Here is a 25731-nt window from a genome sequence, read left to right on the forward strand (position 1 = left end):
GCGTCAGTCCAATAAGGACACCATGTTCGACAAGATCCTCATAGCCAATCGCGGCGAGATCGCCCTTCGCATCCTCAGGGCCTGCAAGGAGCTCGGGATCGCGACCGTCGCCGTGCATTCAACCGCCGACGCCGACGCCATGCATGTGCGCCTGTCGGACGAGAGCGTGTGCATCGGGCCGCCGGCCTCCAAGGACAGCTATCTCAACGTGCCCGCGCTGCTCGCGGCCTGCGAGATCACCGGGGCCGATGCCGTGCATCCCGGCTACGGCTTCCTGTCGGAAAACGCGCGCTTCGCCGAAATCCTCGCTGAGCATAATCTGCATTTCATCGGCCCGAAGGCCGAGCACATCCGCCTGATGGGCGACAAAATCGAGGCCAAGAGGACCGCCAAGAAGCTCGGCATTCCCGTGGTGCCCGGCTCCGACGGAGGGGTCGGCCCCAACGACGACGCGATGGCGATCGCCAGGAAGATCGGCTTCCCCGTGCTGGTCAAAGCCGCGGCGGGCGGCGGCGGCCGCGGCATGAAGGTGGCCGAGAGCGAGGCCGATCTTCAGGTCGCGCTGTCGACGGCCGCCAACGAGGCCAAATCCGCCTTCGGCGATGCTTCCGTCTACCTCGAGAAATATCTGCAGAAGCCGCGTCACATCGAGATCCAGATCCTCGGCGACGGCCGCGGCGGCGCGATTCATCTTGGCGAACGCGACTGCTCGCTGCAGCGACGCCACCAGAAGGTCTGGGAGGAAGGCCCCTCGCCCGTGCTGACCGCGGCTGCGCGCGCCAAGATCGGCGAGACCTGCGCCAAGGCGATGCGCGAGATGAAATATCTCGGCGTCGGAACGATCGAGTTCCTGTTCGAGGACGGCGAGTTCTACTTCATCGAGATGAACACCCGCATCCAGGTCGAGCATCCCGTCACCGAGAGCATCACCGACATCGACCTCGTGCTGGAGCAGATCCGCATCGCCGCCGGCGGCGACCTGCCGGCGAGGCAGGACGAGGTCCAGGTCATCGGCCACGCGATCGAGTGCCGCATCAACGCCGAGAATCCGCAGACCTTTCGTCCTTCGCCCGGCCGCATCACGCAATATCACCCGCCCGGGGGGCTCGGCGTGCGGATCGATTCCGCAGTCTATCAGGGCTATACGATCCCGCCTTATTACGACTCGCTGGTCGGCAAGCTGATCGTGCACGGCAAGACCCGCGGCGAGTGCCTGATGCGGCTGCGCCGGGCGCTGGACGAGATGGTGGTCGAGGGCATCGAGACCACCCTGCCGCTGTTCCGCGCTCTGGTGCGCGAAGACGACATCATCAACGGCGACTATCACATCCACTGGCTGGAACAATATCTCGCCAACAAGGCGGAACCCGCCCCGAAGTAGCCGTCCTTTCCCGTGGAACCCTTTGGCCCCAATCGCGTTTGGCACGATGGGGACAGTTCCGAGGGGCGTTTTGAAGTCCGGCAAGCCTGATCGAGCGAGACCGTCGTGATCGCTGACGCGCAGCGGCGGCGTAGATTCTGGCAGATCCTGCTGTTCGCAGCCGGTCTCATGGTGCTGACCGTGATCAGCGCCGGCTCCGTCTACCTCGTCAACAAGGCGAGAGACGACAGCAAATGGGTGATTCACACCATCGAGGCGGAGAACCAGATCAACGCCCTCCTGCTGGAAATCCGCCGCGCCGAGAGCACCGCCCGGGGTTACCTTCTGACACAAGGCGAGGATTTCAAGGTCGACCATGACAAGGCCGTGGCGGCCATCGTCCCGGCTCTCGACAGGCTCACGCGCCTGATCGGCGACAATCCGGAGCAACGCCAAAGCATCGAGAAGCTGAGCGCGGCGATCGAGACTAGGCTCGGCCAGTTCGTGCAGGAGATGGACTTCATCCGGCGCGGCGAGCCGGAGAAGGCCGCAGCGCTGGTCCGCGAGATCGCCTCCACGGACACCACGGCCGCGATCGCCAATGTCGCGACCGGGATGATTCAGGAGGAGGAACGGCTGTTCCGGCTGCGAACGGTCAATTCGGACCGCAGCCAGACCCTGGCCGCGTCGATGACCGGCATCGGCTCCGGCCTCGTCGTGCTGCTGGCCCTGATCTCGATCTGGCTGGTGCGGCGCTCGGCCCTTGCCCGCGACGATGCCGAGGCGCGCCTGCGCGATGCCAATGTCAATCTGGAGGGCGTGGTCGACGAACGCACGGCCGATCTGCGCGAAGCCAACAACGAGATCCAGCGCTTTGCCTATATCGTCAGCCACGATCTGCGCTCGCCACTCGTCAACATCATGGGCTTCACCAGCGAGCTCGAAGAGCTCGGCGGCGACATTTTCCGCCGTATCGGCAGCCTCACCCATGTCCCGGCCGACGGGCCGCCGTTGCCGGACGGCGAGATCGCGCTCGAAGGTCCGGACAAGCAGCTGTCAGAGGATTTTTCCGAAGCGCTGGGCTTCATCAAGTCGTCGATCGCCAAGATGGACCGCCTGATCTCGGCGATCCTCAATCTCACCCGCGAGGGCCGGCGCGAGTTCCAGCCGGAAAAGATCGACACGCGCGAGCTGATCGAAGCGATCGTATCGACGCTGGCGCATCAGGCCGCCGAAGCGCAGGCCGAGATCCACGTCGCGCCGCTGCCGGATCTCGTCAGCGACCGCCTGGCGCTGGAGCAGATCTTCTCCAATCTGATCGACAACGCCATCAAATATCTCAAGCCCGGCGTCCCCGGCGAGATCAGAATCCGCGGGCGCACCAAGCTCGGCTACGCTATCTTCGAGATCAGCGATAACGGCCGCGGCATCGACGCCAAGGACCACCAGCGGATCTTCGACCTGTTTCGCCGCGCCGGAACCCAGGACAAGCCCGGTCAGGGCATCGGTCTTGCGCATGTGCGTGCACTTGTGCGTCGCCTCGGCGGCACCATGTCGGTATCATCGGAACTGAATACGGGCAGCACGTTCACCATCACGCTGCCCATCACCTGGAACGCCAGCAACCGGAACGCGGATCAATGACTCAACCCGTCACCATCATCATGATCGAGGACGACGAGGGCCACGCGCGGCTGATCGAGCGGAACATCCGGAGGTCCGGCGTCAACAACGAGATCATTTCCTTTGCCAACGGCACTGAGGCGATGAAGCACCTGTTCGGGCCCGACGGCAGCGGGCTCGTGCAAAAAGGCAATGCGCTCCTGATCCTGCTCGATCTCAACCTCCCCGACATGACCGGGATCGACATTTTAAAGCAGATCAAGGAGAACAAATACCTGAAGGCCTCGCCCGTGGTGGTGCTGACCACCACCGACGATTCCCAGGAAATCAAACGCTGCTACGAACTCGGCTGCAACGTCTACATCACCAAGCCCGTGAACTACGAGAATTTCGCCAATGCCATCCGGCAGCTCGGCTTGTTCTTCTCGGTCATCCAGGTCCCACCCGCCGCCCCATGAATCAACGTACGCCCACACTGCTCTACATCGACGATGACGGGGCGCTGGCGCGCTTGGTCGATCGCGGCCTGACACGGCGCGGCTACAAGGTCGTTCACGCCGCAAGCGGCGAGGAAGGCCTCGAGCACATCCGCCGCGCGGCCACGACCGGCGGTATCGACGTGGTGGCGCTCGACCAATACATGCCCGGCCTCGACGGACTGGAAACGCTGGAGCAGATCATGGCGATCCCGGGCGCGCCGCCGGTGGTCTTCGTCACGGCCTCACAGGATTCCAGCATCGCGGTGACGGCGCTGAAGGCGGGCGCGGCCGATTATCTCGTCAAGGACGTCAAGGGCGACTTCATTCCCCTGCTTCACGTCGCGGCCGATGGCGCGCTGCGCCAGGCCGAATTGCAGAAGGCGCGCGAGGAAGCCGAAGCCGAGATCCATGCCTCGCGCGACCGCTACGCTGCTCTTGCAGCCGAACGCGAGCTGCTATTGCGCGAGGTCAACCACCGCGTCGGCAACTCGCTGCAGATCATCGCCTCCCTCCTGCACCTGCAGGCCAGCTCCGCCGCGCAGGACGAGGTCAAGGCTGCGTTGACCAATGCGATGGGCCGCGTGGCCGCAGTCGCGCAAGTGCACCGCCGCCTCTACACCTCGCAAGACCTGAAGAGCGTGGTCCTGAACCAGTATCTGGACTCGCTGCTCGAGGATCTGCGCCGCTCGGCCGAGGGCAACCGGATGTCGCGCCTGACGCTGAAGGCCGAACCGATCGAGATCGATCCGGACCGTGCAGTCGCCGTCGGCATCATCGTCAACGAGCTGGTGATGAACGCGGTAAAATACGCCTACCCTGACGGCGCCGGCCCGATCCATGTGGAGCTGACCTCGCAGGGCGACGATCTCCTGCTGTCGATCAGCGACGATGGCGTCGGCGACAACGTCAAGGCCGATCCGCGCTCCACCGGCATGGGCCAGCGTATCGTCGCAGCCATGGCCAGCAAGCTCGACGCTTCGGTCGAGCGCGACCCCAACCATTCCGGAACCCGCGTCATGTTGATGTTCCGCCGTGTCCCGGCTGCCGCCGGCAAGCCGGCTGCTGCCGCAGCGAACTGATCCGCACCGCCCATCGCAACCGCCTTGCGATCCTGCTATTATGGCGCGCCATGACTTCGCGCGACTCTGCCCCGTCTGAAATCACACCAGCCGTGCTGCTGCGCGCCTATGCCTGCGGCATCTTTCCGATGGCCGAAAGTGCCGATGATCCCACCCTGTTCTGGGTCGAGCCGGAGTTGCGCGGCGTCATCCCACTCGATGGTTTTCGCGTGGCCTCGCGGCTCGCGCGCACCGTGCGTTCGGATTCATTCCGCGTCACCGTCAATACCGCCTTCAAGGCCACGATCGCCGGCTGCGCCGCACCCCAAGCCGGGCGCGAGGACACCTGGATCAACAAGCGCATCCGCGACCTCTATGGCGGGCTGTACGAGCTCGGCCATTGCCACAGCGTCGAGGCCTGGCAGGGCGAGGACCTCGTCGGCGGCCTTTACGGCGTCAGTCTGGGCCGGGCTTTTTTCGGCGAAAGCATGTTCCACACCGCACGCGATGCCTCCAAGGTCGCATTGGTGCATCTGGTCGCGCGGCTCATCCATGGCGGCTTCGAGCTGCTCGACACCCAATATGTCACCGAACACCTGAAGAGTTTTGGCGCGGCCGAGATTTCGCGGCGGCGCTACACCGCGCTGCTCGACAAGGCGCTCGCGGGCGAGCCTGGCGATTTCCTGAGGCTCTCGGCCGGCGAAGCGATCCCGGGCGCGCGCGCGCTCGAGATCATCGCTGCGCGGCAATAATCAGCAATTACCGGCCAAACCCGGGGAAACCGAACAGACCAGGCCGCTGCTCGGGCGGCGGAGGTGGTGGCGGCGGTGCCGGCTGCTGCTGCTGGATCGGCGGTAACGGCTGCGGCGGACGCTGCTGCACCTGCTTGGGCGCGGCCTTCTTCTGCGCGGGCGGCGGCGGTGCCGGCTTGGTGCCGGGATCCGGTGCCGCGGTCGCAATCGTTTGCTGCGGATCTTTGCAGTCGGTGAGCCAGATATCGTAGATCGGGTGCTCGACGCCGTGCAGGCCCGGACTTGCCGCGTACATCCAGCCCGAGAAGATGCGCTTCACCTCACCCTGCAAGGTGATCTCGTCGACCTCGACGAAGGCGTCGGTGTTGGCGGCCTCGGTCGCCGGCCGCGTGTAGCAGGCGTCGGTTTTGACGCGCAGCGCCCCGAATTGCACGGTCTCGCCGATCTCCTCGTCGAAGTTGATGATGCGCCCGGTGATCTTGTCGAGGCCGGAGAAGGTCGCTTTCTTGTTCACGATCTTCTGGGCCGGCGGCTCGGTGACGACTTCGTCGCCCGGCTGAAGGCTCGCCGGCGTCTGCGGGACAGCGCCGCCCGGTCCGCCCTTCTGCTGTGGCTGGCGCTGACCGGGCGCACCCGGGGCGCCTTGCGGATTGGGCGGAGCGACCGCGACGGGCGGCGGCTGGTTTGGCGGAGCGGCGCTAGAACCGGGCGGCGGCGCCAGAGGTTGGGTCTCGACCGGCCCCGGCATCACATTGCCCTGCCGGCCCGGCGGTGGCGCCATCGGACGTGACGGCAGCACACGGCCCTGCGGCGGCAGCTCCGGCACCTCTTCGTCGTCATCGGGGATCTGCGGCTGCGGCTGGGGCTGGCCACGCGGAATGGTGCCGGGCGGCCGCAGCGGCGGCGGATCGGAGAAGATCGTGCCGATCTGCGCCTGCGCCGGCGTCGCAGCCGTCAGTGCGGTGGCGGCCAGAAGCGCCGCAAGACCTGTCAGGGTAAATGTTCGAAACATATCTCGCGCGGCTTCAACAGCGAATCGGGCTTGCTGGAGGACATTCTACAGGGGCTACCGCCGCTCGCAGGCCATCCGGTTAACACGGCGAATACGGCGGGGGAAGGGCGGCATCCCTGCCCTTCCCGGCCCGGTCTGGCCAGATCGGCCCCCGGATGGAATAGTCGAGCACGCTTCCCGGCGGCCGAGGCGGCCCGCCCCCGAAAAGAACTCCAACGATAACTGGAAACCCAGAGGTCGCTCCCCATGCCCGTTGTGCTCGATCCCGATGCCGCCGCCGTCTACAAGGCCTTCCAGGAGGCCGGCCGGCCCGCCTACGAGACCCTGACCGCGCCGGAAGCGCGGGCCTATTACGCGCAGGCGCGCTTTGCGACCAATCCCGAGCCACCTGACCTCGCGCGCGTCACGCCGCTGTCGATCCCGGCACCGCACGGCGCCATTCCCGCGCGCCTCTATGTTCCGAAAGAGCCGCGCCGGTATGATGGCTTGTCCCCGGCGCTGGTGTTCTTCCACGGCGGCGGCTGGGTGATCGGCGATCTCGACTCCCATGACGTCGTCTGCCGCCAGCTCGCCGACGCCGGCGCGCTGATCGTGATCTCGGTGGACTACCGCCTCGCGCCCGAGCACAAATTTCCCGCCGCCATCGATGACGCGATCGCCGCGACCAAATGGGTCGCCGCCAACGCGCGCGAACTCGGCATCGACGCCTCCCGGCTTTCGATCGGCGGCGACAGCGCCGGCGGCAATCTCGCCGCAGTCGTCGCGCTCGCCGCGCGCGACGGCGACGGTCCGGCCATCGCGGGCCAGTTGCTGATCTACCCGGCAACCGATTTCGCCATGACGCACGGCTCTCACCGCGAACCCGAGACGAGCGTGCTGCTGACGCATTCGGTGATCCGCTGGTTCTGCGACCATTATCTCAACGGCGCCGCCGATATCCACGACTGGCGCGCCTCGCCGGCACGGGCGACAAACCTGGCCGGCCTGCCGCCGGCCTATGTGCTGACCGCCGGTGCCGATCCCCTGCGCGACGAAGGCGACGAATATGCCGAGCGGCTGAGGCAGGCCGGCGTGGCCGTGGCCTACAAGCACTATCCCGGCCAGTTCCACGGCTTTCTCACGATGGGGAAATTGCTGCGAGAGGCCAATGTCGCCGTAAGCGAGATCGGCGCGTGGCTGAAAGGATTGGCCTGAACGCCATTCCCGATGCCGCCCGTTCTTCAAAGCATATTCGCCCTCCCGCTGCGCGGTCTGACATGGCTTGGCGGCCAGGGCACCCGCGCGGTGGCCGCCGTCGTGTTCATCGCGCTCGCGGTGCCGCCGCTCGGGGCGTTGCTGCGCCCCTACGTCACCGAGGCGATCTTCGTTCTGCTCTGCATCTCCTTCATGCGGGTCGACCTTGCCGCGCTCACCGGCCATCTGCGCCGGCCGGCGCTGGTCGCGACCGCGACCGTCTGGACCATGATCGGCGTGCCTGTGATCATCGGGCTGATCGTCCATGTCACCGGGCTCACGGCGCGCGCGCCCGACCTTGCCCTGGCGTTGATGCTGCAGAGCATGGCCTCGCCGATGATGGCCGCACCGGCGCTGGCCGCGCTGATGGGCCTCGAGGCCACGCTGGTGCTGGTCACGCTGGTGAGCGCGACTGCGCTGGTACCGTTCACGGCATCGCTGTTCGCAAGCCTGTTCCTCGACGGCATGCTCAGCATCTCGCCGCCTGCGCTGGGCTTGAAGCTGCTCGGCATCCTCGCCGCATCGCTCCTCGCCGCCACCGTGGTCCGATATATCTTCGGCGCGGCCGCGATCCAGCGCCACAGGCAGCCGATCGACGGCTTCAACATCGTCATCCTGCTGGTCTTCGCGACCGCGATCATGGGCGACGTCGCGAGCGATCTCGTCGCCCGGCCGGTCTCCACCCTCGGCTTCGCGGCTCTCGCCTTCGCGATCTATTTCACGCTGCTCGCCGTCACGACGCTGCTGTTCCGCCGCATCGGCTATGAGCGCGCGCTGGCGCTCGGGCTGATGGTGTCACAGCGCAATCTGGGCCTGATGCTCGCCGCGACCGCCGGCGCGCTGCCGCCCACCACCTGGCTCTATTTCGCGATGACGCAGTTTCCCATTCACCTGGCGCCCTACATGCTGATGCCGATCGCGCGGCGCTTGACGGCGCGCGCGCAGGCCTCGGGCGCTGCGGCGACCGGCGGCAAGGCCGCATCGGGCTGAACCAATCCGCAAGCCTTGCCAACACGCAAGTCATGACCGCTCTGCCATCGCGAGGCCGCTGGTGACCCAGCGAATGTCGTCACGCAGCGCGCCAATGTCCCTTGTGAATATCAAACTTCACGGCGCCTTCGTCACGCATCTTCAACAGGAGCGATTGGCAGTCGTCCTGATTCTTGATGTTCACGCGCTTCATGACTTCGAAGGTCTTCAGAGGTTTTTCGCGAAGGGCAATCAGAATCTTTTCTCGATCGGTCATTGGGGTTCCTTGCATCGGATCGGCGACGGTACGTGTTGTACACATCGTCTACAACGGGTGCATTCGCTTGACGAGGTCCGTTCCGGCTCCAAAAGGGGAAATGCCGCGCAATATGCAAGTCTGCTCAAATATCCAAGTGTGCTCACCTGCTCAAGCGGGCTCTCCAACTCGATCAATTCTCCCTACCCGGCCCTTGCCGCGCGCCGCAGCGCTTGCGGCGGCTGGCCGAAGGCGCGGATGAAGGCGCGCCGCATGCGCTCGGGATCGCGGAAACCGGTTGTCTCCGCGACGAGTTCGATCGCCTCGCGCGAGGACTGCACGCGCTCGCGCGCGACCTCGATGCGCAAGCGCTCGATGGCCTTCGAGGGCGTCGTGCCGGTCTCGGCGGCAAAGGCGCGGGCAAAATGCCGCGCGCTCATGCCGGCACGGTCGGCGAGATCTTCGACAGTCAAGCGAGCGTCGAGGTTCTCGCGCGCCCAGGACAGCAGCGCACCGAAGCGGCCGTTCGGCGTCTTCAATTCCAGAAGTGACGAGAACTGCGACTGGCCGCCGCTGCGGCGATGATACAGCACGAGCTGCCGCGCCGTGTCCTGCGCGATCTGCTCGCCGTGATCCTCCGTTACCATCGCGAGCGCAAGGTCGATGCCGGCCGTGATGCCGGCCGACGTCCACACATTGCCGTCGCGGGTGAAAATCTGGTCCGGCTCGAACTTCACCTTGGGATAGCGCGCGACGAAATCCCGCGTGCGTCCCCAATGCGTGGTGGCGCGGCGGCCGTCGAGCAGGCCTGCTTCGGCGAGCACATAGGCGCCCGAGCAGACGCTCGCGACCCGCACGCCGCGCCGCGCCAGCCGCTGCACGAAGGCGCGCGTGACCTCGCAGCGCGCGGCATCCGTCACGCCCGCGCCTCCCGCCACGACCAGCGTCGTGATCGCATTGGCCGACTTGAAGTCGCGCGCCATCATCTCCACGCCCGACGAGCTGCGCACCGGCCCCGCGCTCACCGCCAGCACGCGGATCCCGGTCGTCGTCTTGCCCGTGCAGCGCGCCGCGATCTCGAACACGGAGATCGGGCCGGCCGCATCGAGCAACTGGAAGTCCGGGAAGATCAGGATGCCGATCATGGTCATGTCCGAAAGCGAGGGAAATACGCCATTCTGGACGGAAAGGCATCATGAGAGGCTGCTTCCGTCAAGCTCATAATTGGAGGCTCTCATGTCGTCCCCGCTCCAGATCGGTCTCTTGGTGTTTCCGCGCGTCACCCAGCTCGATTTCACGGGCCCCTTGCAGGTGTTCTCCTCCGTGCCCGGCGCAAAACTGCATTTGATCTGGAAACGGATCGAGCCCGTGCCGAGCGATTCCGTGCTGACGCTGACGCCGACCACGACATTCGCCGACTGCCCGCAGCTCGACGTGATCTGCGTGCCCGGCGGCGGCGGCACCAACGATCTGCTCAATGACGAGGAGGTGCTCGGTTTCCTGCGCCGGCAGGCCGAGGGTGCCAAATACGTCACCTCGGTCTGCACGGGATCGCTGGCGCTCGGCGCCGCCGGCCTCTTGAAGGGCTATCGCGCCGCCACGCATTGGAGCGCGATGGAGATGCTCGCTCAGTTCGGCGCGACGCCGACCAAGACGCGCGTCTGCGTCGACCGCAACCGCATCACCGGCGGCGGCGTCACCGCGGGAATCGATTTCGCGCTGACCCTGGTGTCGATCATGGTCGATCGCACCACCGCGGAGGCGATCCAGCTTCAGCTCGAATACAATCCGGCCCCGCCGTTCAATGCAGGCTCGCCGGATACCGCGCCGGCGGAGGTGCTGGCATTACTCAGGGAGCGCGGCGCAGCGAACCAGGCTCGCCGCCTCGAAGCGGTGAAGCGTGCGGCCGAGCGGATGACCTAGTCTCCACTCTCGTGTCCCGGACGCGCTGCAGCGCGTAGCGGTGCTGCGCAGCGTCCGGGGCACGCGAAATCCAGTCGCCCGTCTACCAAAGAAAAAGGCCGCCCGGTTTCCCGAGCGGCCTTTCCTGTCTTACGGCGGCTGCACATTTCATCGGGCGATTTCGGAGCTTCCAGACCGGGGGCCTATCTCCCGATCGAGTCCTGGTCGGCGGCCGCTGCATTTCGGGACAGTCGCGAACTGTTGCCCGAACCGAACGCGATGGTCTCCCATCTCCGTAAGATGCGACCATTGAGCCGCATCGCCCGCGTGGCTGCAACCCCCGCGCAGGACTCATCCCCGCTGTTCCCGTTGTCCACAGTAAAGCGAGGCGGATGCGGCTGCATCCACTCCCACGACAAGGGTGAGACGGGAATCGGAAGGCTAGCTCGGCGTCCAGGGCTGATAGTCGCCGGTCGCCTTCGGCCGCTTGCCGCTGGCGAGCGTCGAGCCCGCGGGACGGTAGGCGTTGGCCGTGCCGGTGAGATTGGGCTGGTGCGGCTTTTCCCATTCGCGCGGCTGGTAGTTGTCCTGCGTCGGCGGCACGTCGACGGTGTGATGCATCCAGCCGTGCCAGGACGGCGGGATACGGCTGGCCTCGGCGTAGCCGTTATAGACCACCCAGCGGCGCTCGAAGCCGAGCACCGGGTCGATCGCCCCGCCGCGGGTGCGATAATAGAGGTTGCCCTGCTCGTCCTGGCCGACCAGCTCGCCGTAGCGCTTGGTCCAGAGTTGGGTGCCAAACGTCTGGCCATTCCACCAGGTGAAAAACTTGAGGAAGAACTGTTTCATGCGGCAAGGGCCCTGCTTCGTCGGGTCCTGATGCCATCCGGACGGCGAAATGTCCAGTTCGGCGCGGGCGGCAATGCCCCGCTGCAGATGCGGTCCCCGGCACGGAACGCTGCCGCAAATCGGACGCGATCCGTTCATGCCGGATACAGCGTCGCCATGAGAACTTTTCGTCGCACGCAAACCCCCGTGATCCCAGGAACTCCGGCCCTTTCATGGGGTTTGCTTCCGGGAAAAGGAGTTTTGATCATGAAAAGTCTGAAAGTCTTGAGCACGGCTGCGGCAGTGACATTGGTTATCCCGTTGGCGACGCCGAGCTTTGCCCAAAGTCGGGCCGCAGCGGTCGGCGGCGGCGGAGCACACTTTGGTGGCGGCGGCGGCGGAGCACACTTCGGTGGCGGCGGCGGCGGAGCACGCTTCGGTGGCGGCGGCGGCGGCGGGGCACATTTCGGTGGCGGCGGCGCCCGCATGGGCGGCGGCAACTTCGGCGGCAACTTCGGCGGCGCGCGGATCGGCGGCGGCGGCGGCAATTTCGCGGCCGGCGCAGCAGTACGTCCGGGCGGTGGCAGCTTCGCAGCCGGCACGGTGAGCCGACAGGCCTTCTCGCCGTCCTACAGCGGTACACGCAGCGTCGCGACTGCGGGCAACTGGCAGGGCGGTGGCGGCAATTGGAGTGGTCGTCACTGGCATCATCGTCACGGCGGCGGCTTTTGGCCCGGGTTCGCGGCCGGCGCTGCGATCGGCGGCCTCGGCTCGTACGCCTATTACGGCGGCGGATATTACGACGACCCCTACTATTACGGCGACAGCTACTATGATGAACCGACAGTGGCCGTGGTCCCCGATGGCGGCGGCGACTCCGCGGCCTACTGCGCGCAGCGCTACAAGTCCTACGATCCGGCGTCCGGCACCTATCTGGGCTATGACGGCCAGCGTCATCCCTGCCCGTAACAGGACCTGAAACACTTGAAGAAGAAGGCGTCGCAGCGATGCGGCGCCTTTTTCATTCAGGCGCCTCACCTGTTTCGCTCGCCTCGTATTCGTCATCGGCAAGTGTCGCGTACAATCGATGCGAGCGGACCTTTATTCACCGCACCGTGCATATCTACCCTTATCCAATCCCAAATTGACCCGACGCGCGATTCACCTGTATCAACTTGGCTGTGGGGACTTCGATGACTGGGAAGTGTCATGCCGCGCATTCTCGTGGTTGATGACGATCCGATGGTCGGCGCGACCATCGAGGTCCTCCTCCAACGTCAGGGCTTCGACGTCACGTTGACTGACGGCGGAGAAACGGGTTTGGCTGCGCTCGAAACACAGAATTTCGACGTGATGCTGGTTGACATCTTCATGCCGCATATGCGCGGCTTCGAGTCCATTCGCATCTTTCACGAGCGCGCGCCGGCGGTTCCGCTAATCGCGATGTCCGGCTACGCCTTCGCATCATCCGCCTCGCCCTCTCCCGACTTCCTCCGGATGGCGCTGGAGCTTGGCGCGACCCGCTGCCTGCGCAAGCCGTTCACGCCGGACACGCTGCTGACCACGATCCGGGAATGCATCGCCGTGCCGGGCGATGGCTCGCAGCCGAAGGACAAGAAAGAAGTCCCTTGATCCCAACGCAGCGCGTCATTCTCGGTGCTGGACTTGCCATCCTCCTGATCATCACCGCGGCCTCGATCGGCCTCGACGTCAAGTCACGGTCCGATGCGGCCTGGGTCAATCACACCGTCGAGGTGCTGAAGAAGATCTCCGACCTGCGCGTGCTGATGCGCAGTGCCGAGAGCGCCGCACGTGGCTACGAGATCTATCGCAACCCGAGCTTCAGCGAAGAATTCCAGGCGGTGCACGCCCGGATCGCACCGGCACTCGCCGATCTCAAGCGCAGCGTGCGCGACACTCCCGAACATGTCGCGCTGCTCGAGGGCACCGAGCCGCTGGCGCTGCGCCGGATCGAGATCGCCGCCGAAGTGATGCGCCTGCGCGCCGGAAACGATCAGGCCGGCATTGCCGCAGTCCAGGGCAAGGGCGAGGGCCGTGGCCTCATGGACACGGTGATGGGCAATTTCGATCATTTGAGCGCAGAGGAAGAACGATTGCTCGCGGCGCGCTCCCAGGATTCGCGCCGCACCGGCATCGTGCTGCTCGGCATCGACGTCGCCGGCGCGTTGGTGATCCTGCTGCTGGTCGTGATGATGATGCGCGAGAGCCGGCGCAGTGAGGGCGCACTCAAGAGCACGCTAATGAAGACCACGGCCGCCAAGCAGCAGCTCGAGGCCGCGGTGGCCGAGCGCACCGAGCATCTGGTCACCGCGCATGACGAGCTGCGCCTCTCGGTCAACGTGCTCCAGAGCACCTTTCACAGCATGGCGGAGGCGGTGCTGGTCATCGATGCCGAGGGCAATGTCCTTCTGTCCAATCCCGCCGCCGAGCGCATGCTGCTGCACCGGACCGGCATGAACCTGCGCAATCTGCGCGCGATGTCCATCGTGCTTCACGGCGACGCCGTCACCCCGCTCAAGGCCGACGAGTTACCGTCGGCACGCGTGCTGCGTGGCGAGCCGTTCGAGAACATGGAGATGATCGTCCGCCCGCACAGCGGCAATGCTCCCCGTCATCTCATGATCAGCGGCCGGCCGATGCTGGACGGGAAAGGCAACGTCTCCGGCGCGGTGCTGGTCTATCACGACGCGACCACCTCGCGCGAGACCGAGCGGCAATTGTACCAGTCGCAGAAGCTGGATGCCATCGGCAAGCTCACCGGCGGCGTCGCGCACGACTTCAACAACATGCTGACCGTGATCTCCGGCAATACCGAGACTCTGGTGGCGAGCCTGAAGCAGCAGCCCGAGCTCCAGCGCGTGGCACGCCTGATCGACGAGGCCGCCGAGCGCTGCGCCGAGCTGATTCAGCATCTGCTCGCCTTCGCGCGCAGGCAGCCGCTGCAGCCGCGCAACGTCGAGATCAACGCCGCGGTCGCGGATATCGCGAAACTGCTGCGCCCCACCCTCGGCGAGCAGATCGAGATCGAGACCGTGCTCGAACAGGGGCAGATGACCGCGCACATCGATCCGTCCCGCCTCACCAATGCCCTGCTCAACATGGCCATCAACGCCCGCGACGCCATGCCGAACGGCGGCAAGCTGCTGCTCGAGGCCCACCGCGTCGTGCTCGATCAGGCCTATGCGCAAAGCAATCCCGACGTGCGGCCCGGCCCTTACGTGATGCTCGCCGTCAGCGACACCGGCACCGGCATGCCGGCCGAGGTGCAGCAGCAGGCGTTCGAGCCGTTCTTCACCACCAAGGAGGTCGGCAAGGGAAGCGGCCTCGGCCTTTCCATGGTCTACGGCTTCGTCAAGCAATCCGGCGGCCACATCAAGATCTACAGCGAGGAAGGCCACGGCACCACGATCAAGCTCTATCTGCCGCCGGGCGAAGGCATGACCGAGCCAGTCACCTCTGCCGCACCGCCGGCCGAGGGTGGCGCCGAGACCATTTTTGTGGTCGAGGATGATCCGCTGGTGCGCAACTTCGTCACCGTGCAGCTCCAGAGCCTCGGCTACCAGACTGTCGCCGCACCCGACGGCAAGGCCGCGCTGGAGTTGATCCGGGCCGGCCAGCCGTTCGATCTGCTGTTCACCGACGTCGTCATCCCCGGCGGCATGAGCGGACGCGACCTCGCCGACAAGGTGGCGACGATCCGCCCCGGCGTGAAGGTGCTCTACACTTCCGGCTATACCGACAACGCCATCGTCCACCACGGCAAGCTCGACGACGGCGTCATGCTGCTGACAAAACCCTACCGCCGCAACCAGCTCGCCGCGATGATCCGCAAGGCGCTCGGACACATGCCCACCGGCTAGCGTTTCTGCTTGGCGATATGTCCAATGGCGTTGCAGATGATCCGCGCTGCGCAGATCGCCCCAATATTCTGCGGATCACGCTCCGGCACCAATTCGACCAGATCAAGACCGACAATTCTGGCCTTCGAGGCGACGCCCGCGATCAGGTCTATGACGTCGAAATAGGACAAGCCGCCAGGCTGCGGCAGCAGCACGCCGGGAATGACGGACGGATCCAGGCCGTCGCAATCGATCGTGATCAGGCAGTTCGCGCTGTCCTCGATTGCACTCAGGACGGCTTGAACGCCCCGGCTTTTGACGTCTCGTGCCGTAAAAATCCTGGAGCCCCAGTTCCGCGCGCAACTGAGCTCCTGCAGGCCCGAGCCACCGATACCCCTTAAACCGACCTGCACAATGCGTTCGACCCAAGGCAACTCGCTGGCGCGCCGCATCGTGCTGGAAAACGTATGTGCTGAGCCGTCGCGCTGGTCCTTCCAATCCAGATGCGCGTCGATCTGCAGGATCGTCAGCTTGCCCATGTCTTCGAACGCCTCGAAGAACGGTATGGGGACAGAATCATCTCCGCCGAGCAGCATGGGTACCGCGCCGGACTTCAGGATCTTCCTGGTGGCGGACCTGATTGCATTCCGGTTTTGCTCGGGGGCCTCGGGTGACGTGGCAAGATCGCCGCCATCGACGACCCGGATTTGCTCCGGGTCGAGCAGGATTCCGTCTTGGTCGAAATCCCACCTGGCAAGGTCGGTCTGATAAACGCGCAAAGCATTGCGAATGGCCGCTGGGCCATTCGCGGCATGGCTGGTCCTGCCCTTCAAATGCGGCGTGGCGTCGGCAGCTCCGAAGATGACGACGTCGGCTTCGCCAAGAGGCAGGGCAAGGTCGCACGCCGCGACGCCGAGGAATGTGTTGCGGTCGCTCGCCATAGCCGTCTCGCTGGAGGCACTCAGTCCGGCCGACAGAGCCAATCCGCAACGCCTCCGCGAGTTCCTGACCTGCTCTTGGCCTGCCGCCGAGCCGAGCGGTCGAAGCCGCTCTCGCGGAGGACGTGACCTCATAAACGTCGGCTTACCAAGGCAAAGCGGAAGCTCCCACCTTCGGCGTGGTCGGCGGCTTGTGACCACAGCGGACTCCAGCGCGTCGAGCTTCCCCTGAGGGAGTGGACGAGCCGCTTTCTTCTGGAACGAATTAAATTGATTTAATTCAGTTATTGTGATTTAATTTGGGCTTATCTCTGGACGGAGAAACGCATGCCAGATCAGGACGACCGTCGCGAGTTCTTAAGAACCTGCGGAAAGTTCGCGGCGGTGACACCTCCAGCCGTCACCCTACTCCTGTCGACATCCCTTACATCGGATGCGATCGCGAAGTCGGGCGCAGGCGCGGTCCACGACGACCATCACCATCACGGCAACAACGGCTGGGGCAACGGCGGCGGAGACGGCAGCCCCAACGGCAAGGACGATAGAGGCCGCTGAGACGACGACACACGGCCTCCGGAAGGAGACACAATGCAGCCCAGGCGCCGCGACGTAGATTGGCATTTCGCCAGCTTCGTTGTTTCGATGATCTGGCTCGCGATTGTTGCTGCCGCTCTTCTTGCAGTGCTCTTCCGAGGGCACCCTTGAGGAGTTATGAAGTACATTTTCATCGCGGTCGGCTGCTGGCTGCTGCTGAACCTGCTCTTCGTTGTGCTAGTCACGCCGCCGCGTAGTCGCCGGCCGCGACAGCTTGCTCGCACGATTCATGCGGTCAAGAAATTCATTATGAGCAGACGGCAGCCCCCTACCTGATGAGGGCAGTGACGCGCTGCAAAAAAAACGACAGTAAGGCTGGCTGTTTATTTCCAGCGACGCCGCACCGCAGTTCGCTGTATCGTGGCGTTCCGTTTTTCCAACAGCGGATTTGATTGCCATGCACCACATCCAGAGTACGCATATTGCCGCGATATTGAAACTGACCGCCCAGCAGCTTGAAGCACTTCGCACCCGCCCAGAGATCCAAAAGGAATATTCCGAAATCCTCGTTTTGAGAGAGAAAATAAAACTGGCGACCGATCTGAAGAAGGCTCGCCGGCAGCTCCTTACTCGGTCCCTGCCAAGCGCCTGAAGGGAGAGAACTCCACCCGTGCCTTGCGCTGTGAGGCTCGAGCAAGGAGCTGCTCGTTGGCATTCCCGCTTGTGGACCCGAAGCGGACATCTTAGCAGCGCCGCACGGCATATCCCGTCGCTGTGGCAGCGCAAACAATACTTCCCGAATGCTGATAGCGCCTTGTCGGTTATCTCCCTCACAACCGATGTTTTGTTTTGCGAAAGCCCTCGATGTTCTTGCCAAATTCATCCGCGAGCGATTTCTTTTGGCTTCCGTACGCGGCAGCGATTTCCGGGTGTAAGCGCAAGTAGTCGCGAAACAGCAGGAAATCTCTCCAGCGTGGATTGCATTGCTCCATGATGTGAAGATGGTGTGTCCAGGGTCCAGGCATCCTCTTCCGAAAAAACAGTTCACCAGGTAACCATGCTTCGTACTCGGGGATGTAGGTGTATCCGAGTTGCGCGAATGGCCTCACAAACGTGGACTTCGCGCGCAACAAGTTCGGGAGGCCGACCAAGATGTCGATAATCGGTTTGGCCGAGAGGCCGGACACAGACGTACTGCCCATGTGTTCGATCTTGAGCGCCGGACCGACCACAAATCGCAAGCGACGGCACTCCTGCTGGAAACGAACTGGCCAGTCGGGGTCATAGTCACGCACCTCGATGGCGCCCCTCCATACTTCTCCATTCTGTCCCCTCGCTGGAAGCTACCCTTCTCAAACGGCCATGTTGGAACAGACCACCGTTCCTGCATGTGATCGGAGTCACTGCAATGCGCGGCATCTCCCGATATACGGGTCAGCTTTTGGCGCTTCAGCGACGTCGTCGGCGCACCATATTGAGGTCCATCTAGCGAGGCATGGCGGAGTAGATTTGCTCAGGTTGAGTTCTTCCCACTTTGACCCGTAGCGGACATCTCACGTTCCGCTATCATGTGAACTTCAGATGCATGGAGGCAGCTTGTTCCCTGATCCCACTCTCAAATGGCGGCAATATGCGTCGATTATCGATGGTATCGAACGCCCGCCTTATGTTTTCGATCAAGGCCTTTGGCGTGGCGTGCTCTACCTCATTGTCGTGGCACCAAATCCCAGTCCTCGCGCTTATGGCATCGAAGTGTCCTGCGAGATTTACGCGGGTTTCGATGAAATGATCTACTCGGTAGCCGATCATGGGGATAGCGCGGGAATGTACGACGGCGGTGTTTATGTCAAGGAGGCTGTAAATTCCGCACTGTTGAAAGCATACGCGGCGACCGATCCAGTCGGCCGGAAGCCACGACATTTCTCCTTCGTCGGTAGCGAGTACTGCTATGAGGTGCTCGGCTTCTCGGAGCCGATGATCCGACCGTTCGACAGCCGCGAGGAGGCGTATGCGTGGGGACCCTCCAGACAGGGCTCACCGTGGGATTTCCACTAGCTTTGTTCCCATGAGGCGTGACGCCGATGCTCGCCCAAAATGACTCCGACCAAAACAGCATGTCTGTCGCCTTGTGGACCCATTGCGGACTAACTGGTCTCGCGCGGTTGTGTTGAAGCTGCTAGACACGTGAAGTGTCGCTGTTCTTACTCTTTTTTGGACTTTCACTGCTGGGCATTGCCGGATGGGGATTTCAATCCATCGTGGCAGAGCTAGATAGGTCGTGCCTCCCCCGGACGGACGCAATTTCTCGCAAGTTTCAGGTTGAGGCGTTTATCTGGGGGGACCGCGCGCCATTGGCGCTGAGGCGTCGGTATATCGCAACACAAGCCTGCGCGGTCCCGGCGCTCCTTTGCCTGGCGGCTCTCGTGTGGCTCAACGAGCCGCGCCGCGATGTCCGCGCTTTGGGGGTGATCGCGTTCTGTTTTGTGTCGTTTGTCGTGGCCGCTTCCTTGGCCTGGAAGACTGCCCGAAGCAGCGGCTCAAAATTATCCTGACGGAGGCAACAATGCGTGGCCTGAGCTACATTTGGGGCGCGGGAATACCGCTTCTGGTCGGGCTTGAGATATATCTCGCTAGAACGCTCTCCGAAACCTCGCTCCCGGGGTAGAAAGAAAAGACGTAGTATTTCTGAGAAGGTTTGCAGATGGCGGCAGCCCTCCAGGAGGTCGCTCCCCGAAGCATGGCGGACCAGATTTGCTCAGTTGAGTTCGTATGCTGACCCGAAGCGGATGTTGTACTGTTTGCCAATGGCGAGTTGCTTTTGTCCCCCCATCGGACCACGTACGATGGCGCCCGACCCATGAATGATCACCGAAAGATCAAAGTCTTTTTCGAAGTGTTGGGACGGCTCCTGTCGCGAGTTGGGTCTCAAGCGCTGGCCCGTATTGGCGCCGAGCTGGGACCTGAGGAAAAAGTCACGCTGACCAATGGGCTGTACTTCCGCGTCGAACGGTCTGGTTTGACCCTTGTGTCGGTCGGCGCTGGTGAGTGTCAATCGATGAAGCTTTCGGTCGATGAAGCAAAGCAGATATTCTCATCGATCGAGTCCGCGTGCACCAGTCGCGATGTTGTCAAGGTCCGGGCCGGAGAGCTATCTTGGACGACCGATGCTCGGCCGAAATCCAATCCTGAAAAGGTGGTTATCAGGTTCACAGGACCGCTGGGATTCACACGCACGGACGCCAGGCGTAAAGATGTTGCAGCAGCGGTCGTAGAGTTCGCCAACCGATTTGGTAGAGACAATCCCCCGCAAGGCAGGTCGGCTCTTGGCCCATCTGCGAGCTCGGAGACCTTCCGCTCTCCGGCCGATGTTGACGATGAACCGGAAGTCCAGGCGGCCAGCCGCTCATGAATATACGCCCTACCGCGTCGCCAGCACCACGGCCGCCAGCGTGAAGATCAGCGCGGCGATCTGCCCTGCCCCCAGCGGCTCGTGGAGCGCGATCGCGGACGCCACGACGCCGATGACGGGCACCGCCATGGTGCCGATCGCGGCGACGGAGGCCGGCAGGCGCGCAAGGGCAGCGAACCAGCTGACATAGGCGATGCAGAACTGCACCACGGTCGAATAGACCAGGAGCCACCAGCCGACGGGCGTCACCAGCTCCAGATGCGTGGTCTCGATGGCGAGGCCGATGATCGTGATGGGCAGGCAGCCGATCCCGATCTGCCAGGCCGCGGCCGTGATCGGCGGCAGTCGGATCGGGTACTTCTTCGAAAACACCGTGCCGGCGGCGAAGCCGAGCGCGCCGCACAGCGCCATAACGATGCCCGGCAGCTTGTCCGCAGTGGCGGCAAAGCCGTTGCCGCCCATGATCGAGGCCAGGCCGGCAAAGGCCATCACCAGCGCGATGGTGCGCAACAAGGTCGGCCGCTCGCCGAGCACCGGCCAGGCGATCAGCGAGGCCCAGACCGGCATGGTGTAGGCGATCAGCGCCGCTTCGCTCGCCGGCAGCCACAGCAGTGCCAGACCCATCAGCACCATCCAGCCGGTGACGTTGAGGATCGCGGCGGTCACGAGGCGCGGCCAGATCGCGCGCGGGACGCTGAGGCTGTCAGCGCGGATCAGTGCCAGCGCCGCCAGCAGCACCGCGCCGAGCACGCCCGTCGCCCCGCGCAAGGTCAGCGGCGGCAGCTCGGAGAGCAGGAATTTCGTCACCGGCCAATTGAAACCCCAGCCCACCGAGGTGATGGCGAGGAATATCAGGCCGGCCGGGGCGATGCGCGCTCGCAGCACCGGCCGAGTCGAATCAAGCATATGGGTAGTCCGGCAAAATCGAGGGCAGCTTGGCGCGGATTCGCGCCTCCCACCACCACCCCGGCGGGCATGCCTGCCCTCACCTTCCGTAGCCCTACGTGAGTCCCCCCGAGGCAAGCCCGCGATTCAAAAATATACCTGCCCTGTGAACAGCGGGGTGAAGCCTCAGCGGCCCCCCAAGATGCAAATTTTTTCGGTTGGGAATCCCTGAGGACTCACTGATACTTGGCTCAACAACAGGCGCGGGCCTGCCCCCTGTTATCCCCCACAATCCACCATATTTAGTATTTGATTCAGGAACTCGCACTAGTTCTTGACGGGCGTAACGGAGAGTCCTAGTTTTCGATCCGTTCGGCGCGAGTGTGTTTGCGTCCCGCCGGCACTCCCCCAAAGGGTCTGCAAAACAGCACTCCGCCAAGCCAGACAAGGGCAGCGGGATACGGGCTTGTCTGCCCGGCGAGAGCGGACTTTTCGGGCGCCTGAACGGGCTGGAAACAGGCCCGGATGGCAATGGTTGAAGACGTGACGTTGTGGGGCGTTGAACGCATGTCGGGCTCATCCCTTTGGGGCGGATGGGTCTGGACGTGCCGGCGGATGATCGGTGCGCGCATCGAGCAATCGCGTCGGGAGAAAACGGGCCGGGTCTACCGGCTGAGCTGCGATGCCAAGGGCCAGGCGGCCTCGAGCACCGCGAAATGAAATGATGACCCGGCACGCCTGAACGGAGGCGGTCCGGTCAAAGATAGGACGGGGCAAGACCATGCGGATTGAGCGGCGCCACACCACTTCGGGACAGTCACCTTACGCCGGCATCGATTTCCGGCTGACCACGTCGGAGATCAGGAATCCCGACGGCTCGGTCGTGTTCAAGCTCGACAATGTCGAGGTGCCGACCGCGTGGTCGCAGGTCGCCTCCGACGTCCTCGCCCAGAAGTACTTCCGCAAGGCCGGCGTTGCCGCGCGCCTGAAGAAGGTCGAGGAAGAGTCCGTCCCCTCCTTCCTGTGGCGCTCCGTTCCCGACACCGAGGCGCTCGCCCTCCTGCCCGAGAAAGAGCGCTATGTCAGCGAGCTCTCGGCCAAGCAGGTGTTCGACCGTCTCGCCGGCTGCTGGACCTATTGGGGCTGGAAGGGCAAGTACTTCTCCTCCGACGAGGACGCCCAGACCTTCTACGACGAGCTCCGCTACATGCTGACCATGCAGATGGTCGCGCCGAACTCGCCGCAATGGTTCAACACCGGTCTGCACTGGGCCTACGGCATCGACGGTCCCGGCCAGGGCCATTATTACGTCGACCCCTTCACCGGCAAGCTGACCCGGTCGAAATCCTCCTACGAGCATCCGCAGCCGCACGCCTGCTTCATCCAGGGCGTCGGTGACGACCTCGTCAACGAGGGCGGCATCATGGACCTCTGGGTCCGCGAAGCGCGCCTGTTCAAATACGGCTCCGGCACCGGCTCCAACTTCTCGCGCCTGCGCGGCGAAGGCGAACGCCTCTCCGGCGGCGGCCGCTCGTCCGGCCTGATGAGCTTCCTCAAGATCGGCGACCGCGCCGCGGGCGCGATCAAGTCGGGCGGCACCACGCGCCGCGCCGCCAAGATGGTCGTCGTCGACGTCGATCACCCCGACATCGAGACCTATATCGACTGGAAGGTGAAGGAGGAGCAGAAGGTCGCCGCTCTCGTCACCGGATCCAAGATCAACCAGAAGCACCTCAAGGCGGTGCTGAAGGCCTGCGTCAATTGCGAAGGCTCGGGCGACGATTGCTTCGATCCCGAGAAGAACCCGGCGCTGCGCCGCGAGATCAAGCTGGCGCGCCGCAGCCTCGTACCCGACAACTACATCAAGCGGGTCATCCAATTTGCAAAACAGGGCTACAAGGACATCCAGTTCGACGTCTATGACACCGACTGGGATTCGGAAGCCTATCTCACGGTTTCGGGGCAGAACTCCAACAATTCGGTGTCGCTGAAGGACGACTTCCTGCGCGCGGTCGAGACCGACGGCGACTGGAATCTCGTGGGACGCACCACGAAGAAGATCACCAAGACGCTGAAGGCGCGCGACCTCTGGGAAAAAATCGGCTACGCCGCCTGGGCGTCGGCCGACCCGGGCCTGCACTTCAACACCACCATGAATGACTGGCACACCTGCAAGGCGTCCGGCGACATCCGCGCCTCCAATCCGTGCTCGGAATACATGTTCCTGGACGACACGGCGTGCAACCTCGCCTCCGCCAATCTGCTGACGTTCTACGACATCCCCTCCAAGCGTTTCGACGTCGAAGGCTACGAGCATCTCTGCCGGCTCTGGACCATCGTGCTCGAAATCTCGGTGATGATGGCGCAGTTCCCGTCGAAGTCGATTGCCGAGCTCTCCTACGAGTTCCGCACGCTCGGCCTCGGCTACGCCAATATCGGCGGCCTCTTGATGACCATGGGTCTGTCCTATGACAGCAAGGAAGGCCGCGCCATCGCCGGCGCGCTGACCGCGATCATGACCGGCATCACCTACAAGACCTCGGCCGAGATGGCGGCCGAGCTCGGCACCTTTCCCGGCTACAAGAAGAACGCCGCGCACATGCTGCGCGTGATCCGCAACCACCGCCGCGCCGCCCATGGCCAGTCCAACGGCTACGAGGGGCTCAGCGTCAACCCGGTGCCGATGGACCTGGTGTCGTGCCCGCAGACCGACCTCGTCACCCATGCGCAAGCGGCCTGGGATGCGGCGCTCGAGCTCGGCGAGAAGCACGGCTATCGCAACGCCCAGACCACGGTGATCGCGCCGACCGGCACGATCGGCCTCGTCATGGATTGCGACACCACCGGCATCGAGCCCGACTTCGCCCTGGTGAAGTTCAAGAAGCTCGCCGGCGGCGGCTACTTCAAGATCATCAACCGTGCGGTCCCCGCAGCACTGCGCGCGCTGGGCTATCGCGAGAGCGAGATCGCGGAGATCGAAGCCTACGCCGTCGGCCACGGCTCGCTCTCCAACGCGCCCGGCATCAACGCCTCGACCTTGAAGGCCAAGGGCTTCACCGACGAAGCCATCGCCAAGGTCGAGAAGGCGCTGCCGACCGCGTTCGACATCAAGTTCGCCTTCAACAAATGGACCTTTGGCGAGGACTTCATCCGCGACCAGCTCGGCATCGGTGCCGAGGCCATCGCGGCCCCCGGCTTCGACCTGCTCCAGGCCGTCGGCTTCACCAAGCGCGAGATCGAGGCGGCCAACGTCCACATCTGCGGCGCGATGACGGTGGAAGGTGCCCCGCACCTCAAGGCCGAGCACTATCCGGTGTTCGACTGCGCCAACCCTTGCGGCAAGGTCGGCAAGCGCTATCTCTCGGTCGAGAGCCACATCCGCATGATGTCGGCGGCGCAGCCCTTCATCTCGGGTGCGATCTCCAAGACCATCAACATGCCGAACGACGCCACCGTGGAGGACTGCAAGTCCGCCTACATGCTGTCGTGGAAGCTGGCGCTCAAGGCCAACGCGCTCTATCGCGACGGCTCCAAGCTCAGCCAGCCGCTCAACTCGCAGCTCATCGCCGACGATGAGGACGAGGACGATGCGGTCGAGAGCCTCTACGACAAGCCGATGGCGGCACGCACCGCCCAGGTCTCGGAAAAGATCGTCGAGAAGCTGGTCGAGCGCATCATCGTGATGCGCGAGCGCGAGAAGATGCCGGATCGCCGCAAGGGCTACACCCAGAAGGCGGTCGTCGGCGGCCACAAGGTCTATTTGCGCACCGGCGAGTATGACGACGGCCGCATCGGCGAGATCTTCATCGACATGCACAAGGAAGGCGCGGCACTCCGCTCCTTCATCAACAACTTCGCGATCGCAGTGTCGCTGGGCCTCCAGTACGGCGTGCCGCTCGACGAATATGTCGATGCCTTCACCTTCACCCGCTTCGAGCCGGCGGGCCCGGTGCAGGGCAACGACAGCATCAAATACGCGACCTCGATCCTCGACTACGTCTTCCGCGAGCTGGCGGTGAGCTATCTCAGCCGCTTCGACCTCGCCCATGTCGATCCCAGCGAGACCGGGTTCGACGTGCTCGGCAAGGGCGTCGAGGAGGGCAAGGAGCCTGATGATCACGGCCAGCGCGCCTCCAAGCTGGTGTCGCGCGGCCTCACCCGCTCCCGCACCGACAACCTCGTGGTGATGCGCGGCGGTTCGACCGCGGTCGCCCAAGGCAACGACAGCGCACCGGCCGGCGGAAGCAAGGTCACCTCGCTCGCCTCCCACGGCGCAGGCCGTGCCGGCGACGTCCTGGAAGGCGCGGTCGCGCTGAAGCAGGAAGTGACCCACGACCTCTCGCCCACCGAGAAGCTCGAAGCCCTGCAGTGGAGCAAGGCCGGCAGCGCGCAAGTCGCGGTGCCCAGCAAGGCCGAGCGCCGCGCGGAAGCCAAAGCCAAGGGCTATGAGGGCGAGATGTGCAGCGAGTGCGGCAACTTCACGCTGGTGCGGAATGGTACTTGTATGAAGTGCGATACGTGTGGAAGCACGACGGGGTGTTCGTGAGGGGCTAGACAGCTAGGATTGCTGAGCCCGGATTTGCCTCGAGCATCTACGAAGGGCGGCCAGAAGGCCGCCCTTTTTTCATTGTCG

General features: G+C 64.1%; 23 protein-coding genes and 1 pseudogene. 17 read left to right on the forward strand and 7 right to left on the reverse strand.

The window, feature by feature from the left end; translation table 11 throughout:
• Positions 1 to 22: 22 nt before the first annotated feature.
• From accC to aat, 5 genes are all read left to right on the forward strand, one after another.
• Positions 23 to 1381 (forward strand): acetyl-CoA carboxylase biotin carboxylase subunit, encoded by a 1359-nt coding sequence (accC, locus tag IVB54_RS21310; RefSeq protein ID WP_018454483.1) that lies wholly within the window; start codon positions 23 to 25, stop codon positions 1379 to 1381.
• A 105-nt stretch (positions 1382 to 1486) separates the two neighbouring features.
• Positions 1487 to 3004 carry a CHASE3 domain-containing protein gene (locus IVB54_RS21315; protein WP_018454484.1) on the forward strand — a complete coding sequence of 506 codons (1518 nt, stop codon included), beginning with the start codon at positions 1487 to 1489 and terminating at the stop codon, positions 3002 to 3004.
• On the forward strand, positions 3001 to 3441 hold the full coding sequence (locus IVB54_RS21320; RefSeq protein ID WP_018454485.1) for a response regulator: 441 nt from the start codon (positions 3001 to 3003) through the stop codon (positions 3439 to 3441). The genes IVB54_RS21315 and IVB54_RS21320 overlap by 4 nt, the downstream gene beginning before the upstream one ends.
• Complete coding sequence (locus tag IVB54_RS21325) at positions 3438 to 4541, forward strand: histidine kinase dimerization/phosphoacceptor domain -containing protein (protein WP_018454486.1); 1104 nt, start codon at positions 3438 to 3440, stop codon at positions 4539 to 4541. The genes IVB54_RS21320 and IVB54_RS21325 overlap by 4 nt, the downstream gene beginning before the upstream one ends.
• 50 nt (positions 4542 to 4591) lie before the next feature.
• Positions 4592 to 5272 carry a leucyl/phenylalanyl-tRNA--protein transferase gene (gene aat, locus IVB54_RS21330; RefSeq protein ID WP_026232743.1) on the forward strand — a complete coding sequence of 227 codons (681 nt, stop codon included), beginning with the start codon at positions 4592 to 4594 and terminating at the stop codon, positions 5270 to 5272.
• Positions 5273 to 5279: 7 nt separating this feature from the next.
• Here aat and IVB54_RS41560 read toward each other — a convergent pair.
• Positions 5280 to 6328 (reverse strand): annotated as a pseudogene (locus tag IVB54_RS41560) (DUF2155 domain-containing protein).
• Between the two features lie 202 nt (positions 6329 to 6530).
• Between IVB54_RS41560 and IVB54_RS21345 the strand changes: the two are divergent.
• Positions 6531 to 7478, forward strand: coding sequence for an alpha/beta hydrolase (locus IVB54_RS21345; protein ID WP_018454489.1), 948 nt, complete (start codon positions 6531 to 6533; stop codon positions 7476 to 7478).
• 12 nt (positions 7479 to 7490) lie between these two features.
• Entirely contained in the window at positions 7491 to 8507 is a 1017-nt protein-coding gene (locus IVB54_RS21350) for a hypothetical protein (RefSeq protein ID WP_018454490.1), read from the forward strand.
• Between the two features lie 79 nt (positions 8508 to 8586).
• Here the strand turns inward: IVB54_RS21350 and IVB54_RS21355 are convergent, their stop codons facing one another.
• Together IVB54_RS21355 and IVB54_RS21360 are read right to left on the reverse strand one after the other, a co-directional pair.
• On the reverse strand, positions 8587 to 8763 hold the full coding sequence (locus IVB54_RS21355; RefSeq protein WP_018454491.1) for a hypothetical protein: 177 nt from the start codon (positions 8761 to 8763) through the stop codon (positions 8587 to 8589).
• A gap of 182 nt (positions 8764 to 8945) precedes the next feature.
• On the reverse strand, positions 8946 to 9887 hold the full coding sequence (locus tag IVB54_RS21360) for a GlxA family transcriptional regulator (protein WP_026232745.1): 942 nt from the start codon (positions 9885 to 9887) through the stop codon (positions 8946 to 8948).
• A 91-nt stretch (positions 9888 to 9978) separates the two neighbouring features.
• Here IVB54_RS21360 and IVB54_RS21365 point away from each other — a divergent pair, with 91 nt between their 5' ends.
• Entirely contained in the window at positions 9979 to 10665 is a 687-nt protein-coding gene (locus IVB54_RS21365) for a DJ-1/PfpI family protein (RefSeq protein ID WP_018454493.1), read from the forward strand.
• Between the two features lie 420 nt (positions 10666 to 11085).
• Here IVB54_RS21365 and IVB54_RS21370 read toward each other — a convergent pair whose 3' ends face one another.
• Complete coding sequence (locus IVB54_RS21370) at positions 11086 to 11493, reverse strand: NADH:ubiquinone oxidoreductase subunit NDUFA12 (protein ID WP_026232746.1); 408 nt, start codon at positions 11491 to 11493, stop codon at positions 11086 to 11088.
• A gap of 246 nt (positions 11494 to 11739) precedes the next feature.
• On the opposite strand from IVB54_RS21370, the gene IVB54_RS21375 reads away from it, so the two are divergent.
• The 3 genes from IVB54_RS21375 to IVB54_RS21385 all read left to right on the forward strand — a co-directional run bounded on the left by IVB54_RS21375 (position 11740) and on the right by IVB54_RS21385 (position 15353).
• Complete coding sequence (locus tag IVB54_RS21375; RefSeq protein ID WP_039799071.1) at positions 11740 to 12441, forward strand: BA14K family protein; 702 nt, start codon at positions 11740 to 11742, stop codon at positions 12439 to 12441.
• Between the two features lie 240 nt (positions 12442 to 12681).
• Positions 12682 to 13104 carry a response regulator gene (locus IVB54_RS21380; RefSeq protein ID WP_085353532.1) on the forward strand — a complete coding sequence of 141 codons (423 nt, stop codon included), beginning with the start codon at positions 12682 to 12684 and terminating at the stop codon, positions 13102 to 13104.
• Positions 13101 to 15353: a CHASE3 domain-containing protein gene (locus tag IVB54_RS21385; RefSeq protein ID WP_247776436.1), complete on the forward strand. Its 2253-nt coding sequence runs from the start codon at positions 13101 to 13103 to the stop codon at positions 15351 to 15353. Before IVB54_RS21380 ends, IVB54_RS21385 begins: the two co-directional genes overlap by 4 nt.
• Here the strand turns inward: IVB54_RS21385 and IVB54_RS21390 are convergent.
• Complete coding sequence (locus IVB54_RS21390) at positions 15350 to 16273, reverse strand: arginase family protein (RefSeq protein WP_018454498.1); 924 nt, start codon at positions 16271 to 16273, stop codon at positions 15350 to 15352. The two genes, IVB54_RS21385 and IVB54_RS21390, sit on opposite strands and share 4 nt — an antisense overlap.
• A gap of 324 nt (positions 16274 to 16597) precedes the next feature.
• On the opposite strand from IVB54_RS21390, the gene IVB54_RS21395 reads away from it, so the two are divergent.
• Both IVB54_RS21395 and IVB54_RS21400 read left to right on the forward strand, forming a co-directional pair.
• Positions 16598 to 16825 (forward strand): hypothetical protein, encoded by a 228-nt coding sequence (locus IVB54_RS21395; RefSeq protein ID WP_039799060.1) that lies wholly within the window; start codon positions 16598 to 16600, stop codon positions 16823 to 16825.
• Positions 16826 to 17261: 436 nt separating this feature from the next.
• Positions 17262 to 17456 carry a hypothetical protein gene (locus IVB54_RS21400; protein WP_018454499.1) on the forward strand — a complete coding sequence of 65 codons (195 nt, stop codon included), beginning with the start codon at positions 17262 to 17264 and terminating at the stop codon, positions 17454 to 17456.
• Positions 17457 to 17634: 178 nt separating this feature from the next.
• On the opposite strand, the gene IVB54_RS21405 is transcribed toward IVB54_RS21400, so the two are convergent.
• Positions 17635 to 18099: a GrpB family protein gene (locus IVB54_RS21405; RefSeq protein WP_245288385.1), complete on the reverse strand. Its 465-nt coding sequence runs from the start codon at positions 18097 to 18099 to the stop codon at positions 17635 to 17637.
• Between the two features lie 301 nt (positions 18100 to 18400).
• Here IVB54_RS21405 and IVB54_RS21410 point away from each other — a divergent pair, with 301 nt between their 5' ends.
• The gene (locus tag IVB54_RS21410; RefSeq protein WP_157642913.1) at positions 18401 to 18859 is read left to right on the forward strand and encodes a hypothetical protein; all 459 of its coding nucleotides are present in this window, start codon (positions 18401 to 18403) and stop codon (positions 18857 to 18859) included.
• Between the two features lie 802 nt (positions 18860 to 19661).
• Entirely contained in the window at positions 19662 to 20213 is a 552-nt protein-coding gene (locus IVB54_RS21415; protein WP_157642914.1) for a hypothetical protein, read from the forward strand.
• Between the two features lie 9 nt (positions 20214 to 20222).
• Here the strand turns inward: IVB54_RS21415 and IVB54_RS21420 are convergent, their stop codons facing one another.
• On the reverse strand, positions 20223 to 21119 hold the full coding sequence (locus tag IVB54_RS21420) for a DMT family transporter (RefSeq protein ID WP_018454504.1): 897 nt from the start codon (positions 21117 to 21119) through the stop codon (positions 20223 to 20225).
• Positions 21120 to 21623: 504 nt separating this feature from the next.
• On the opposite strand from IVB54_RS21420, the gene IVB54_RS21425 reads away from it, so the two are divergent.
• A complete protein-coding gene (locus IVB54_RS21425; RefSeq protein ID WP_026232747.1) occupies positions 21624 to 21818 on the forward strand; it encodes a hypothetical protein in 195 nt (64 codons plus the stop codon).
• A 61-nt stretch (positions 21819 to 21879) separates the two neighbouring features.
• Complete coding sequence (locus IVB54_RS21430) at positions 21880 to 25644, forward strand: vitamin B12-dependent ribonucleotide reductase (RefSeq protein WP_018454506.1); 3765 nt, start codon at positions 21880 to 21882, stop codon at positions 25642 to 25644.
• Positions 25645 to 25731: the final 87 nt, after the last annotated feature.

The organism is Bradyrhizobium sp. CW1 (genome assembly GCF_023100665.1).
Lineage (GTDB): Bacteria > Pseudomonadota > Alphaproteobacteria > Rhizobiales > Xanthobacteraceae > Bradyrhizobium > Bradyrhizobium canariense_D.

Excerpts from the sequence above, each read along its gene's own strand:
- IVB54_RS21375 (WP_039799071.1), top strand. The coding sequence starts at position 11,740 with ATGAAAAGTCTGAAAGTCTTGAGCACGGCTGCGGCAGTGACATTGGTT.
- IVB54_RS21420 (WP_018454504.1), bottom strand. The coding sequence starts at position 21,119 with ATGCTTGATTCGACTCGGCCGGTGCTGCGAGCGCGCATCGCCCCGGCC.
- IVB54_RS21415 (WP_157642914.1), top strand. The coding sequence starts at position 19,662 with ATGAATGATCACCGAAAGATCAAAGTCTTTTTCGAAGTGTTGGGACGG.
- IVB54_RS21425 (WP_026232747.1), top strand. The coding sequence starts at position 21,624 with ATGGCAATGGTTGAAGACGTGACGTTGTGGGGCGTTGAACGCATGTCG.
- IVB54_RS21355 (WP_018454491.1), bottom strand. The coding sequence starts at position 8,763 with ATGACCGATCGAGAAAAGATTCTGATTGCCCTTCGCGAAAAACCTCTG.
- accC (WP_018454483.1), top strand. The coding sequence starts at position 23 with ATGTTCGACAAGATCCTCATAGCCAATCGCGGCGAGATCGCCCTTCGC.
- IVB54_RS21350 (WP_018454490.1), top strand. The coding sequence starts at position 7,491 with ATGCCGCCCGTTCTTCAAAGCATATTCGCCCTCCCGCTGCGCGGTCTG.
- IVB54_RS21380 (WP_085353532.1), top strand. The coding sequence starts at position 12,682 with ATGCCGCGCATTCTCGTGGTTGATGACGATCCGATGGTCGGCGCGACC.
- IVB54_RS21370 (WP_026232746.1), bottom strand. The coding sequence starts at position 11,493 with ATGAAACAGTTCTTCCTCAAGTTTTTCACCTGGTGGAATGGCCAGACG.
- IVB54_RS21345 (WP_018454489.1), top strand. The coding sequence starts at position 6,531 with ATGCCCGTTGTGCTCGATCCCGATGCCGCCGCCGTCTACAAGGCCTTC.
- IVB54_RS21395 (WP_039799060.1), top strand. The coding sequence starts at position 16,598 with ATGCCAGATCAGGACGACCGTCGCGAGTTCTTAAGAACCTGCGGAAAG.
- aat (WP_026232743.1), top strand. The coding sequence starts at position 4,592 with ATGACTTCGCGCGACTCTGCCCCGTCTGAAATCACACCAGCCGTGCTG.
- IVB54_RS21360 (WP_026232745.1), bottom strand. The coding sequence starts at position 9,887 with ATGATCGGCATCCTGATCTTCCCGGACTTCCAGTTGCTCGATGCGGCC.
- IVB54_RS21325 (WP_018454486.1), top strand. The coding sequence starts at position 3,438 with ATGAATCAACGTACGCCCACACTGCTCTACATCGACGATGACGGGGCG.
- IVB54_RS21320 (WP_018454485.1), top strand. The coding sequence starts at position 3,001 with ATGACTCAACCCGTCACCATCATCATGATCGAGGACGACGAGGGCCAC.
- IVB54_RS21430 (WP_018454506.1), top strand. The coding sequence starts at position 21,880 with ATGCGGATTGAGCGGCGCCACACCACTTCGGGACAGTCACCTTACGCC.
- IVB54_RS21400 (WP_018454499.1), top strand. The coding sequence starts at position 17,262 with ATGCACCACATCCAGAGTACGCATATTGCCGCGATATTGAAACTGACC.
- IVB54_RS21365 (WP_018454493.1), top strand. The coding sequence starts at position 9,979 with ATGTCGTCCCCGCTCCAGATCGGTCTCTTGGTGTTTCCGCGCGTCACC.
- IVB54_RS21390 (WP_018454498.1), bottom strand. The coding sequence starts at position 16,273 with ATGGCGAGCGACCGCAACACATTCCTCGGCGTCGCGGCGTGCGACCTT.